The 14,096-nt window shown below is 39.8% G+C and carries 12 protein-coding genes; 7 read left to right on the top strand and 5 right to left on the bottom strand.

Annotated features, from left to right (window positions below; translation table 11 throughout):
* Nucleotides 1–11: 11 nt before the first annotated feature.
* Nucleotides 12–2,711 carry a DNA topoisomerase (ATP-hydrolyzing) subunit A gene (gene gyrA, locus CWB76_RS14275; protein ID WP_138608492.1) on the bottom strand — a complete coding sequence of 900 codons (2,700 nt, stop codon included), beginning with the start codon at nucleotides 2,709–2,711 and terminating at the stop codon, nucleotides 12–14.
* A 178-nt stretch (nucleotides 2,712–2,889) separates the two neighbouring features.
* Between gyrA and ubiG the strand changes: the two genes are divergently transcribed.
* The 5 genes from ubiG (at nucleotide 2,890) to yfaE (ending at nucleotide 8,449) form a co-directional block, all read left to right on the top strand.
* Nucleotides 2,890–3,600, top strand: coding sequence for a bifunctional 2-polyprenyl-6-hydroxyphenol methylase/3-demethylubiquinol 3-O-methyltransferase UbiG (gene ubiG, locus CWB76_RS14280; protein ID WP_054200873.1), 711 nt, complete (start codon nucleotides 2,890–2,892; stop codon nucleotides 3,598–3,600).
* Entirely contained in the window at nucleotides 3,600–4,280 is a 681-nt protein-coding gene (locus tag CWB76_RS14285; RefSeq protein ID WP_138608494.1) for an HAD family hydrolase, read from the top strand. Before ubiG ends, CWB76_RS14285 begins: the two co-directional genes overlap by 1 nt.
* Nucleotides 4,281–4,690: 410 nt before the next feature.
* Nucleotides 4,691–6,973 carry a class 1a ribonucleoside-diphosphate reductase subunit alpha gene (nrdA, locus tag CWB76_RS14290; protein ID WP_138608496.1) on the top strand — a complete coding sequence of 761 codons (2,283 nt, stop codon included), beginning with the start codon at nucleotides 4,691–4,693 and terminating at the stop codon, nucleotides 6,971–6,973.
* Between the two features lie 73 nt (nucleotides 6,974–7,046).
* Complete coding sequence (nrdB, locus tag CWB76_RS14295) at nucleotides 7,047–8,177, top strand: class Ia ribonucleoside-diphosphate reductase subunit beta (RefSeq protein ID WP_138608498.1); 1,131 nt, start codon at nucleotides 7,047–7,049, stop codon at nucleotides 8,175–8,177.
* Nucleotides 8,177–8,449 (top strand): class I ribonucleotide reductase maintenance protein YfaE, encoded by a 273-nt coding sequence (yfaE, locus tag CWB76_RS14300; protein ID WP_076919572.1) that lies wholly within the window; start codon nucleotides 8,177–8,179, stop codon nucleotides 8,447–8,449. Before nrdB ends, yfaE begins: the two co-directional genes overlap by 1 nt.
* A 114-nt stretch (nucleotides 8,450–8,563) precedes the next feature.
* Here yfaE and CWB76_RS14305 read toward each other — a convergent pair whose 3' ends face one another.
* The 3 genes from CWB76_RS14305 to CWB76_RS14315 all read right to left on the bottom strand — a co-directional run bounded on the left by CWB76_RS14305 (nucleotide 8,564) and on the right by CWB76_RS14315 (nucleotide 10,212).
* Nucleotides 8,564–9,160: a DUF1287 domain-containing protein gene (locus CWB76_RS14305; RefSeq protein ID WP_138608500.1), complete on the bottom strand. Its 597-nt coding sequence runs from the start codon at nucleotides 9,158–9,160 to the stop codon at nucleotides 8,564–8,566.
* 23 nt (nucleotides 9,161–9,183) lie between these two features.
* Complete coding sequence (locus CWB76_RS14310) at nucleotides 9,184–9,657, bottom strand: hypothetical protein (RefSeq protein WP_138608502.1); 474 nt, start codon at nucleotides 9,655–9,657, stop codon at nucleotides 9,184–9,186.
* 129 nt (nucleotides 9,658–9,786) lie between these two features.
* Nucleotides 9,787–10,212 carry a tetratricopeptide repeat protein gene (locus CWB76_RS14315; RefSeq protein WP_010389912.1) on the bottom strand — a complete coding sequence of 142 codons (426 nt, stop codon included), beginning with the start codon at nucleotides 10,210–10,212 and terminating at the stop codon, nucleotides 9,787–9,789.
* A 207-nt stretch (nucleotides 10,213–10,419) separates the two neighbouring features.
* Here CWB76_RS14315 and CWB76_RS14320 point away from each other — a divergent pair, with 207 nt between their 5' ends.
* Both CWB76_RS14320 and CWB76_RS14325 read left to right on the top strand, forming a co-directional pair.
* A complete protein-coding gene (locus CWB76_RS14320; RefSeq protein ID WP_138608504.1) occupies nucleotides 10,420–10,809 on the top strand; it encodes a YkgJ family cysteine cluster protein in 390 nt (129 codons plus the stop codon).
* Nucleotides 10,810–10,961: 152 nt separating this feature from the next.
* The gene (locus CWB76_RS14325; protein ID WP_138608506.1) at nucleotides 10,962–13,367 is read left to right on the top strand and encodes a TonB-dependent receptor; all 2,406 of its coding nucleotides are present in this window, start codon (nucleotides 10,962–10,964) and stop codon (nucleotides 13,365–13,367) included.
* A gap of 89 nt (nucleotides 13,368–13,456) precedes the next feature.
* Here the strand turns inward: CWB76_RS14325 and bamJ are convergent, their stop codons facing one another.
* A complete protein-coding gene (bamJ, locus tag CWB76_RS14330; RefSeq protein WP_008112467.1) occupies nucleotides 13,457–14,074 on the bottom strand; it encodes a BamJ family beta-barrel-assembly machinery protein in 618 nt (205 codons plus the stop codon).
* Between the last annotated feature and the right edge of the window lie 22 nt (nucleotides 14,075–14,096).

Raw genomic sequence — 14,096 nt, forward strand, 5'->3', positions numbered from 1 at the left:
TTCAATCTCAATTATTCTGAAGGAGGATTATCATCCGCTACTTCACCTATAACCGTATCTACTGTTTCAACGTCTTCGATGTCAATCAAGTCACTTTCAGTCACTTCAATCTCTTCTATACGTTGTAAACCAACTACTTGCTCTTCGTCAATAGTTCTGATCAAAATAACACCTTGGGTGTTACGTCCAACCGTAGAAACTTCATTAACGCGAGTACGTACTAAGGTACCACGATTCGAAATAATCATTATTTCGTCGTTGTCATCAACTTGTACAGCACCAACAACGGCACCATTACGCTCACTCACCTTAATTGATACAACACCTTGTGTTGCACGACTCTTAGATGGGTAGTCTTCAAGTTGAGTACGCTTACCGTAACCATTTTCTGTCACTGTTAATATTGCACCGTCATTCTTTGGTACAATCAGTGATACAACACGTTGATCGTCTGGCATCTTAATACCACGAACACCCGTTGCAGTACGACCCATAGGGCGTACACCTTTGAAGCGAATCTCAGGCTTACCTTCTTCGTCAAGAACAGGGTTACCATTTTCATCAACTACCGTGGTTTCTTCAGCTTCTTTAAAGCGTACAACTTTACCCGCATCAGTGAACAACATAATTTCGTTGCTACCATCGGTAATATCAACACCAATTAAGCTATCACCTTCGTTTAAGTTAACGGCAATAATACCGCTAGCACGTTGACGGCTGTATGCAGTCAATGGTGTTTTCTTAACCGTACCAAATGCTGTCGCCATAAAGATGTATTTATCATCTTCATAATCGCGTACCGGCAAAATAGCAGTAATACGTTCATCTGCTTCAAGCGGTAATAAGTTAACAATTGGCTTACCGCGCGCTGCGCGACTTGCAAGTGGTAACTGATACACTTTAAGCCAATATAATCGACCCGCAGTAGAGAAACATAAAATAGTATCGTGCGTATTGGCAACAAGTAGACGTTCAATGAAATCTTCATCTTTCATCTTGGTTGCTGACTTGCCTTTACCACCACGACGCTGCGCTTCGTAATCACTTAACGCTTGATACTTAACGTACCCTTCGTGTGATAAGGTCACAACCACGTTCTCTTCGTTAATTAAGTCTTCAAGGCTAATATCGTGTGCAGCTGCATTAATTTCAGTGCGGCGCTCATCACCATATTGTTCTTTAATTTCAACTAACTCATCACGAATAACTTCCATTAAACGTTCCGGACTTGCCAAAATGAATAATAGTTCAGCAATTAGGTCTAGTAACGATTGGTATTCAGTAAGAATTTTTTCGTGTTCAAGACCTGTTAGTTTGTGCAAACGTAAGTCTAGTATTGCTTGAGCTTGTTGCTCAGAAATATAGTACTGACCATCACGAATACCAAGATCGCTTGCTAGCCAATCTGGGCGGGCAACATTGTCTTCACCTGCTTTATCAAGCATGGCTTTAACATTACCTAATTCCCAAGGACGCGCTGTTAGTGCAACTTTTGCTTCAGCAGGTGTTGGTGACTTACGAATAAGTTCGATAATTGGGTCAATGTTTGCCAGTGCAATCGCTAAACCTTCTAGCGTGTGCGCACGGTCGCGGGCTTTGCGTAAATCAAATACCGTACGACGGGTAACAACTTCACGACGGTGAATAATAAATTCTTCAAGCATTTCTTTTAAGTTGAAACACTTAGGTTGGTTGTTAATTAACGCAACCATATTCATACCAAACACAGTTTGTAACTGAGTTTGTGAATAAAGGTTGTTCAAAATAACTTCACCTACGTCACCACGTTTGATCTCGATAACGATACGCATACCGTCTTTATCTGATTCATCACGTAATGCGCTGATCCCTTCAATTTTTTTATCTTTAACTAGCTCAGCAATTTTTTCAATCAAACGGGCTTTGTTAACTTGGTAAGGGATTTCATGAACAATAATCGTTTCGCGGCCAGTTTTCTCATCGGTTTCGATGTCAGCACGCGCACGCATGTACACTTTACCACGACCGGTTTGATAGGCTTGTTCAATGCCTTTTTTACCATTAATAATGGCCGCAGTTGGGAAATCAGGCCCTGGGATGTAATCCATTAACTCAGTAATAGTTAATTCAGGGTTTTGAATAAGCGCTAAACAGCCATTCACTACTTCTGTTAAGTTGTGTGGCGGGATATTTGTCGCCATACCAACAGCAATACCTGACGAACCATTAACTAACAGATTAGGTATTTTAGTCGGTAACACATCAGGAATTTGTTCTGTGCCGTCGTAGTTAGGCACAAAATCAACCGTTTCTTTTTCAAGATCGGCTAATAATTCGTGCGACATTTTTGCCATACGTACTTCTGTATAACGCATTGCCGCTGCTGAATCACCATCAACCGAACCAAAGTTACCCTGACCATCAACTAGCATATAACGTAGTGAGAATGGCTGAGCCATACGTACGATGGTGTCATAAACTGCACTGTCGCCGTGTGGGTGGTATTTACCAATTACATCACCGACCACACGGGCCGATTTTTTGTAAGGCTTGTTCCAGTCATTACTAAGCTCGTTCATTGCAAACAAGACGCGGCGGTGAACAGGTTTTAAACCGTCACGTACGTCTGGTAATGCACGTCCTACAATTACACTCATGGCGTAATCTAAGTAGGAGTTTTTTAACTCGTCTTCAATATTGACTGGCAGAATTTCATTGGCGAGATCAGTCATTTGATATCACATTCCTTCAGTATCAGCTCTTAACAACCCAGTATTAGGTATTAAGAGTGTTTGTTATTATTTCTAAGCAACCATGCTATCACAATTAATTTTAATTTACAGGCGCAAAACTTTGCGATTTATCAATTTAGCCCTATATAATGGCCTCAGATTGACGAGGAAGTATTTTATGACCGAACATCAAAATGTAGATAACGCAGAAATAGCAAAGTTTGAAGCCATCGCAGAGCGTTGGTGGGATTTAGAAGGCGAATTTAAGCCGCTTCACGAAATTAATCCATTACGATTAGATTTCATCGCAGACAAAACTAAAGGATTATTTGACAAAGAAACCCTCGATGTAGGATGTGGCGGCGGTATTTTAAGTCACAGCATGGCGCGAATGGGTGCAAAGGTAACAGGTATCGATATGGGGCAAGAGCCTTTAACTGTCGCTAAGTTACACAGTTTAGAAACAAGTGTACCCGTTGAATATATAAAAGTACCTGCTGAACAATTTGCTGATGAGCACCCTGAGCGCTTTGATGTGATTACTTGCATGGAAATGTTAGAGCACGTTCCCGACCCTGCTTCTATTATTCATGCGGTCGCTAAATTAGCAAAACCTGGGGCGGATGTATTCTTCTCTACCCTTAATAAAACCCCTAAAGCTTATTTATACGCTATTGTCGGTGCAGAAAAACTGTTAAAAATGGTGCCTGAAGGTACCCATGACCATAAAAAGTTTATTAAACCTGCGCAATTAATCGCATGGGCAGAACAAGCAGGCTTGAAGGTACGTGCCAGTGCAGGATTAAGTTACAACCCACTTTCAAAGCAATATACGGTTAATGATGACGTCAGCGTAAATTATATGCTGCACTTTGAGAAGTTAGCGTAATGGCAAGCTTGCAAACACCTACTAGCCCAATTGAATATCAAGCATTGCTGTTTGACTTAGATGGCACTTTACTCGATACCGCTGATGATTTAGGCGCCGCGCTAAATAGTGTGCTGCATAATCATCAACAGCCCTTAGTGGGCAGTAATATATATCGACCCGCAGCTTCAAATGGCGCAGCTGCATTACTTGCTGCTGGTTTTAAAGAAGCTTGGGCGCAACAACCGCAAGAGCAACTTTTAGCAGAGCTAGTTGCACACTACGCTGCCAATATTGCCACCCATACCCAATGCTTTGTAGGTATAGAACAGTTACTCATTGCCCTTGATAATAAAGGGATCCCGTGGGGCATTATGACAAATAAGCCTGGCTTTTTAACCGATCCTTTAGTCGAGGCGATTCCTGTATTAAAAAATGCTCAAATTGTGATAAGTGGTGATACCTTAGCTGAATCTAAGCCCTCACCCCTTCCTTTATTACATTGTGCTGAGCAAATGAGTGTTGATCCTTCGCGCTGCCTATATATAGGTGATGCACAGCGAGATATACAAGCAGGTAAAGCTGCGAATATGCACACCGCTACCGCACTGTGGGGATATGTACCGAGTGTGGACGAGGCATTAGCTTGGAATGCAGATTTTAATTGGCATAGCCCTATTGATGCTTTCAACCACATATAGTGCCATACTAATTTATAAACACTACATATTGTGATTGTGTTAGTTTTTACGCAAAGCTTGATGATAAAAAAAGCAGACAAAATTTATTTTTAAAAAGCGTAAATTTAATCTTTCCTTAGTTGATTTTTACAAATTTCAACTTAACCGAATGATCAAAGGTTAATGCCTACTAACACAATTACGTTATCCCAACGTTATCCACAATGAGAGCGGTTTCTGTCCCTTGCAAAAGATCACAGACCACACTATCTTGTGATCTCTAATTTGAACAACACCAGATATTGTGGCTAAATGTTATTCGATTAAATTTACCTATGCGGTGGAAATAACAATAAAAGAATAGGCACTGGGCGTTTTAAGTGCACTCATTGGTCAAAAATATTTAATTCCCAAGGAATACAGGCAAAACTATGAACCAACAGTTATCTGTAAGCAAACGTGACGGCCGTAAAGAGCCGCTTGATCTAGACAAGATCCATCGCGTTATTGAATGGGCCGCCGAAGGTTTAAACAACGTTTCGGTTTCACAAGTTGAACTTAAATCGCATATTCAATTTTATGACGGTATTCGTACTAAAGATATTCATGAGACGATTATCAAAGCCGCTGCGGATCAGATCTCAAAAGAATCACCTGATTATCAGTATCTTGCTGCTCGTTTAGCTGTATTCCATTTACGTAAAAAAGCGTATGGCCAATTTGAGCCACCGCGCCTTTTTGACCACGTTACTGACATGGTTGAACAAAAACGCTACGACGCACATTTGCTTGTTGATTACACAGAGCAAGAACTTGATGAATTAGATGCTTACTTAGATCATTCACGCGATCTTAACTTTAGCTACGCAGCAGTAAAACAGCTTGAAGGTAAATACCTAGTTCAAAACCGTGTAACCGGTGAAATTTACGAAAGTGCACAGTTTTTATATATATTAGTTGCGGCAAGCTTATTCTCAGATTACCCACGTGAAACGCGTATTGATTACATCAAACGTTTTTACGATGCGGTCTCATTATTTAAAATTTCTTTACCTACACCAATTATGTCGGGTGTACGTACACCAACGCGCCAATTTAGCTCATGTGTACTGATTGAGTGTGGCGACAGCTTAGATTCAATTAACGCGACATCATCAGCGATTGTTAAATACGTTTCTCAACGTGCCGGTATTGGTATTAATGCCGGACGTATTCGTGCATTAGGTAGCCCTATTCGTAACGGCGAAGCGTACCACACAGGTTGTATTCCTTTTTATAAGCATTTTCAAACAGCCGTTAAAAGTTGTTCGCAAGGCGGTGTACGTGGCGGAGCCGCTACTTTATTCTACCCGCTTTGGCATTTAGAAGTAGAAAACCTACTGGTACTTAAAAATAACCGTGGTGTTGATGATAACCGCGTACGTCACCTAGACTACGGCGTACAGTTTAATAAATTAATGTATTCGCGTTTAATTAAAGACGATTACATTACCTTATTTAGCCCTTCAGACGTGCCGGGCCTTTACGACGCATTCTTTGAAGATCAAGACGAATTTGATGCACTTTACGTAAAGTATGAACAAGACGAGTCAATTCGTAAAAAACGTATTAAAGCCATTGAACTGTTTTCTATGTTTGCTCAAGAACGTGCCAGCACCGGTCGTATTTACTTACAAAATGTTGACCACTGTAATACACATAGCCCATTTATTTCGAAAGTGGCGCCTATTCGTCAATCTAACTTATGTTTAGAAATTGCATTACCGACTAAGCCACTGAACAATGTAAATGATGAAGAAGGTGAAATTGCCTTATGTACCTTGTCTGCATTTAACTTAGGCGCGATTGAGTCACTGGATGAATTAGAAGAGTTAGCTGAGCTTGCAGTACGTGCACTAGATAACTTACTTGATTTCCAAGACTACCCAGTACCGGCGGCAAAAAATGCCACTATGGGACGTCGTACCCTAGGGATAGGTGTGATTAACTACGCCTACTACTTAGCTAAAAACGGTAAGCGTTACTCAGATGGCAGCGCAAATGCACTCACGCATAAAACATTTGAAGCGATTCAGTACTACTTAATGAAAGCATCTAATGAGCTGGCAAAAGAGCGTGGAGCATGTCCTAAATTTAACGAAACTACGTACTCACAAGGTATTATGCCAACAGATACGTATAAGCGTGATTTAGATAAAATTTGTGATGAACCACTGCACCTTGATTGGGATACGTTACGTGCCAACATTAAAGAGCACGGTATGCGTAACTCAACGCTGAGCGCATTAATGCCATCAGAAACATCATCGCAAATCTCAAATGCAACCAATGGTATTGAGCCACCACGTGGCCATATTAGTGTTAAAGCAAGTAAAGATGGTATTTTAAAGCAAGTTGTTCCTGAGTACGAACGCCTTAAAGATAACTATGAGTTACTGTGGGATATTCCATCAAACGATGGTTACTTACAATTAGTAGGCATAATGCAGAAATTTATCGACCAAACAATTTCAGCAAATACTAATTATGATCCAAACAGATACGAAGGCGGTAGAGTACCTATGAAAGTCTTACTAAAAGACTTACTCGGTGCCTACAAGTTAGGTGTTAAAACACTGTATTACCATAATACCCGCGATGGCGCATCAGATGCTCAAGAAGACACTCCAGAAGTGGAAGATGATGATTGTGCAGGCGGCGCGTGTAAAATTTAATAGTTAAACTTAAAGCGGGCGCCCTGCCCGCTTTGTCCTGATAGTTTTAGTGATAGTTTTTTGAGTGATAAACATGTCTTATACTACTTTTAGCAGAAACCATAATAACCAAATGCAAGAGCCAATGTTTTTTGGTCAAACCGTTAACGTGTCACGTTACGATCAACAAAAATACCCTATTTTTGAAAAACTAATAGAAAAACAATTGTCTTTCTTTTGGCGACCTGAAGAAGTTGATGTAAGTAAAGACCGTTTAGACTTTCAAGCGCTTCCCGATCACGAGAAGCACATATTTTTAAGCAACTTAAAATATCAAACGCTGCTTGATAGTGTTCAAGGTCGTTCGCCTAACGTAGCGCTATTACCGATTGTGTCTATTCCTGAGCTAGAAACATGGATTGAGACATGGGCGTTTAGTGAAACTATTCATAGTCGTTCGTACACCCATATTATTCGTAACGTAACCCAAGCACCTGAACTCATTTTTGATGACATTGTTAGCAATGACAAAATAAGTGAGCGTGCCGATGCGGTAACTACTTATTATGATGACCTAATCAATTCTGTATCGCTTTACAACCTATACGGTGAAGGCAAACACGAAATTAATGGCCAAACCGTGGTAGTTAATTTATTTGAGCTGAAAAAGAAATTGTACCTGGCAATGATGTCAGTGAACATTTTAGAAGCCATTCGCTTTTATGTGAGCTTTGCTTGCTCATTTGCGTTTGCCGAGCGTGAATTGATGGAAGGTAATGCTAAAATTATAAAGCTTATTGCCCGTGATGAAGCACTCCACCTTTCAGGTACTCAGCATATTTTAAATATCATGCAAGATGGTAAAGATGACCCTGAAATGGCGATTGTTGCCGCACAGTGCCGTGAAGAAGCAATTAAAATGTTTGTTGAAGCCGCAGAGCAAGAAAAAGAATGGGCCGAGTACCTATTTAAAGATGGCTCGATGATTGGTTTGAATAAACACATTCTATGTCAATATGTTGAGTACATTACCAATGCGCGTATGACCGCGATTGGTCTGCCTGCACAGTTTGAAAATAACAGTAACCCTATTCCATGGATCAACTCATGGTTAGTGTCAGATAACGTGCAAGTTGCTCCTCAAGAGGCCGAAATAAGCTCATACTTAGTTGGTCAGATTGACTCACAAGTAGATGCCGATGAATTTGGTGACTTTGATTTATAATGACTGATAGAACCACTGCAAGTATCACACTTGCAGATAACAGCCAGCGCATTGATTTTGCCGCTGGCTGCCCTTCTCTTTTACATTGCCTTGAATCAAATAAGATTGATGCCGCTTACCAATGCCGTGAGGGATATTGCGGTGCGTGTCGAGCAACACTTGTCTCTGGTGAAGTTAATTATAATGAAGAGCCGTTAGCGTTTGTTCGCGATGGTGAAATACTCTTGTGTTGCTGCAAACCAAATGGTGATATCAGTATTAATTTAAAGTAAGTAACTCACATTAAGCGTATTTAACAGCACGAGAATAATATATAACAGCTAGGTTTGCACCAAACCTGTATGCCGTGTTTTTAAACTCAAACACGCCTACTAGTACAGTGTTATTTACTCTGAATATTCTGCAGGCACAAATCGGTAATGACCCGTAATTGTATACGCAAAAAGCATATCGCTCATTTCTGGTCCACGACCAATATTATGCACAATAAGCGGGTTGCCGCTGCCCTGCGCTATTTCATTAACGACCATACCAATATGCGGTAAATTACCTGGCAGCATCCAACTAACTATGTCACCGGCTTTATAATCCTCTGCATTAAGCGATTTAGTTAACACTTTTGCATGGCGCTCGAAGTAGACCTGTAAGTTAGGTACACGTCGATGGTCAATGTTTTTATCTGGCTTGGTTAATCCCCAAATACGTTTGGAAGGATATGCGCGAAAATTGTTCTGCATGTCTTCGTGTACTAACTTTTGCAAATCAACACCAAGCTGTCGGTACGACCTAATTAAAACATCAGTACACACACCAATATTAGCGGGCACATCACCACCAGGGTATTCAAGCTTATGATAGGCGCCATCGTAAGTTACTGGTTGTGTTGTTCTATAGATTAATGCATTAACGATATCATCATCAAAAGAGCTCGCCTGCACATGAAAAGCAAATAGGGCTAGTGGATAGAGAAAAAAACGTGACATATAAATTCCTTTTATAATTTTAACTAAAGCTGTTGCGTAATGTAGTCAGGGATATTAAATTTATTTCCATTACTGGTATAATGCTCATCAAGTTCATAGGCCATTATTTCAAGTGGAGCATCATTGTAACCAAACATTTGGATTTCATTGATGTAGCGCATTATAAAAGCGTGCGCACCGAGTTCACGCCATTGAACTACATGAACAAGCTCATGAAAGTGCACTCTTAAATTATGCACAGCGCTGGGTAATATATAATATGTATTTTTATAGGTTATTCCAGCTACATCCATATCAATAAAATTGCTTAAACCAAGTTCACGCAAACCTGTAAAGTCAGGTTTAGGAATTTTATCAACAACTACATAAAATGCAGTTTTCAAAAATTCATTTGGGTAAAAGCCCTCAAACTCGTTAGCAAATTTTTCACAGCATATTCTTTTATGTGCATACACGCTATTCGTTTTATCAATCCATTGTTCTATTTGCGCTAGCATTTTTTCTCCAAAAAATTACTCGGTAAGTTATTTATAAGTATTTTATGAAGTTGAACTTTATCTTCTTCATAAAAAAGCGCCAAGTGTATAACTACTGCCGCTGATTATTAATAATGACTATAAAGTTTCCTAACCTTCTTCTTCAACGAGTGACTCTAATAGCTCATGGATCTCTGACTTTAATTCTTTGTCTTCAATTTTATTCGCACTGACTTTTGCATCTTGTAGGTTTTTAATCGCCGCTTCTTTATCACCCAGCTCAAGCTGCAAAGTAGCCATAGAAAATGCAACCGACGACATATGATCTTTGTTATTAATTTCTATCGACTTCTGCAACGCTTTTTCGTAAGTCTCAATAGCGTCTTCTAGCTCTTCGGTAAAATCTGCTAGAGTTTCCCACTGTACAGGGTGATCTTTAGCGGTATTTTCGTTTTCAATACAAATTGCTTTGAGCTCTGCATATAAAGATTCAAACTGTTTAGTATCATTTTTATTGGCAGCTGCCATCAACTTTTCTGCTAAATCGTGAACCGCTTTGTATACTTTAGTATTCATAATTACTCGCTACCTTAATTAATGCGCCTATTTAATTTTTTACAGCGCTGTGTCAGAAACCTATTATCTAATAATACATTATTATTAAGCGCCGCGTTGTTACAAAAGTAGTATAAGCAACAAAAAGCACTGTTTAGTTTATTGACACGGATATTAGAGTGCTACACTTAATGCTTACTATTAACAGCAACAGTAAAAATCTACCCTATGCAAAATTGCAATCAATGCGGTAAGTGCTGTACCAAATATGGTGCGGCAGATTTAGATACTAATCAGGATGAAATTGAAATGTGGGCGTTATTCAACCCTGAAATATTTCAATACGTTAAAAACGATCAATTATGGTTTGACCCAACGACGGGTGAGCAATTAACGCAATGCCCATTTTTAGAGCTTGCCAATAAAGCATCCCCTGAAGAAAAAGATAAATATACTTGCAGTATTTATCATGACCGACCCCAAGATTGCAGGCATTATCCGAGTTTAATTTCAGAAATGATAAACGATGACTGTGAAATGCTCGAACCAGTCGATAAGCAAAATCATTTTAAAGCACAAAAAAAGTTAGACATACTGATGATAGACAGTCGCTCTTAAATTTAACTGTAATAATACCGTGCTAGATTAAATTTATCGCTCTATTGTGTTATTCAACGCAAATTTTAAAAGTTATAGTATAACATTGTTGATAGCATAATTTTGTAGTGTTATATTATATCACAACATAACAACCACGAATTGAAGTAACTATGACTAAGCTAACACTCATATCCTCAGCACTACTGTCTGTTTTGTGTTCTCACTCTGCACTTGCTGCGACGATTAACGGCACGGTAACAGACACAAAAAAGCAACCCATTGCCAATGCCACAATTCATGTTCATGGTAAGTCAAAAAGCGTGCAAAGTAATGCACAAGGCCAGTTTAGTATTGACATAGATTCTAAGAGTCAATTACATATCAGTAAAGATAACTACCTAGATTCTCGTATATCGCTTGAAAATACAGACAACACTATTGATGTTACTTTAAAGCCAACTTCGGTTGAAACTGTTGTTGTATATGCCTCTGCCCTGCATAAAAATAGCTTAGAAATGATTTCACCAGTAAGTGTGCTATCAGGCGATGAGCTAAAAAATAAAGCTAAGCCGACGCTAGGTGAGACACTTAAAGGCATACCAGGCGTTAATGCTAGTTATTTTGGCCCTGTTTCATCAAGTCCGATTATCCGCGGCTTAGGTGGTCCTCGAGTTAAAATTACACAAAATGGTTTGGATAGCAGCGATGCGTCTCGCATTGGACCTGATCACGCTACATCAAGTGACAGCCTAGCGGCAGAGCAAATTGAAGTGTTACGTGGCCCAAGCACTCTACTTTATGGCTCTGGTGCTATTGGTGGTGTAGTCAATGTGGTTGATAACCGTATTCCAACCAATAACATTGACTCTCTATCTGGAGCTGCCCAATACACACACGATACAGTTTCAAATGCGAATACCTACGCAGCAAAACTAGAAACGGGTAGCAATAACTTTAATTTCCATTTTGATGGTACTAAACGCAGCGGTGATGATTACCAAACACCTCGTTTTAACTTACCAGATGAACATGAAGAAGGTGAAAAACATGTTGAAGGCGATGAAGAAACAGCCACTTCAGTTGAAAATACCTTTATAGACAGCGAAACAGTAAATTTTGGTACGAGTTATGTGGGTGATCATTTAACCATTGGATTTTCATACGGTAGTATCGAAACAGATTATGGTATTCCTGGCCACTCACATGATCATCATGAACACGACCATGCGCACGAAGAAGCAGGCGAGCATGAAGGTGAAGAGCACGAAGGTGAGGAACATGCAGAAACACCTGTTTATGCTCATTTAGAACAAGACCGTTGGCAGGGGCTGGTAAGTTATGCATTTCATGATAACTGGATTGAGTCAATCAACCTACGTCTTGGTTACACAGACTATACCCATAGTGAAATTGAAGACGGCGCTATTGGCACCACTTTTAGTAATGAAACCACTGAAGCACGTTTAAACGTAGAGCATCAATTAGGCCAATGGCATGGCATGATTGGCTATCACTATAGTGAGTCTGATTATGACGCGATTGGTGAAGAAGCCTTTACACCTGCAAGTATCACGACGACTCATGCGCTATATTTACTTGAAGAACGCAAGTTTGGTGACGTCACCGTAGAACTTGGCGCCCGTTTAGAAGATTATGAGATAACAAGTGATGTAGATACGCATCAGCACAGCCATGATGACGAACCTGTATCAGCAGATGGAACTGTTAACTACACCAAAAACTTTACTAATCTAAGTGCCTCAGCAGGTGCGATTTGGGAGTATATGCCAAGTCACAACCTAGCCGTTAGTTTGTCACATTCAGAGCGTGCACCGCTTTCAGCGGAGCTACTCTCTAATGGTGTGCATATTGCTACCGGGACTTATGAACTTGGCTTGGGTTACCATATTGAAGGTAACGAAGCGCATTTTGAGCCTGAAGAAATTAAACAAGAAACATCAACTAATCTAGATATTAGTTTACGTCGCTTTAGTGGAGACTTTGGTTACACTGTCAACTTTTTCTATAACGACATTAAAAACTTTTATTATCAGCAAAACACAGGATTAGTGTTTGATGAAATGGATGGTTTTGAACCTGCTGCCATTGGTCATAGTGACGCAATTGATGTTTATCAGTTCACAAGTAAAGATGCTGAGCTGTATGGTTTTGAATTTGATGTACATTATCAAATAAACCCCAGCGCCATGGTAAAAGTATTTGGTGATTCTACTCGCGCCAAACTAAAAGATAATGAAGGAAATTTACCACGCATTCCTGCTAATAAATTGGGTTCAGAACTGCAATACACCCTAGGTAGCGCACAATTTACCTTAACAGGAACACATTATTTTGAGCAAAATGATATTAGTGCATACGAAACAGCAACAGATGGCTATACATTGATTGATTTACAAGCCAACTATCAGCTTGATTTAGGTGCCGTTGACACACAGCTTTACCTAAGTGTTGATAACATTACTGATGAACTTGGTTTTGTCCATAGCTCGTTTATTAAAGACATCGCGCCACTTCCTGGTCGTAACTTCCAATTTGGAGTAAGAGGCTACTTTTAAACAAAGATCAGTTTAATGAGACAATAAAAAACCGCATTCATATTAATGAATGCGGTTTTTTCATAACTAAAATGTTATGTACGTTCTAATTAAAGAATTGCGTGTAACTCAACGTCGAATACAAGTGTTGAGTAAGGTGCGATTGCTGCACCGGCACCACGTTCACCATAAGCAAGCTCATGAGGAACGTATAAACGCCACTTAGTACCTACTGGCATCATTTGTAATGCTTCAGTCCAACCTTTGATCACGCCGCCCACTGGGAATTCAGCAGGTTGACCGCGCTCGTATGAGCTGTCAAAAACAGTACCGTTTACTAAAGTACCGTGGTAATCAACACGTACTGTAGACTCAGCAGTTGGCTTCTCGCCTTCACCTGTTGCAAGTACTTCGTACTGAAGACCTGACTCAGTTACTGTAATTTCAGGACGTTTTGCGTTTTCTTCTAAAAATGCAATGCCTTCAGCAGCGAGTACTTTAGCTTCTTCTTCACGACGAGCTTGGATCTCTTCGTTAATTTTTTCAAATGCAGCTTGGATCTCAGGGATCTCAACTTGAAAAGCACTGCCTGCATACGCATCTTTCATGCCTTCAAATACTGAATTTAAGTTTAAACCTTCAAAAGGATTAGCCTTAAGTTGCTCACCCATTTGTAAGCCAATACCGTAACTTGCTTTTTCAGCATCTGTAGTAAAATTATCTGACATAATGTGTTATTCACGTTTTGTT

This window comes from Pseudoalteromonas sp. S1609 (assembly GCF_005887255.1).
GTDB lineage: Bacteria > Pseudomonadota > Gammaproteobacteria > Enterobacterales > Alteromonadaceae > Pseudoalteromonas.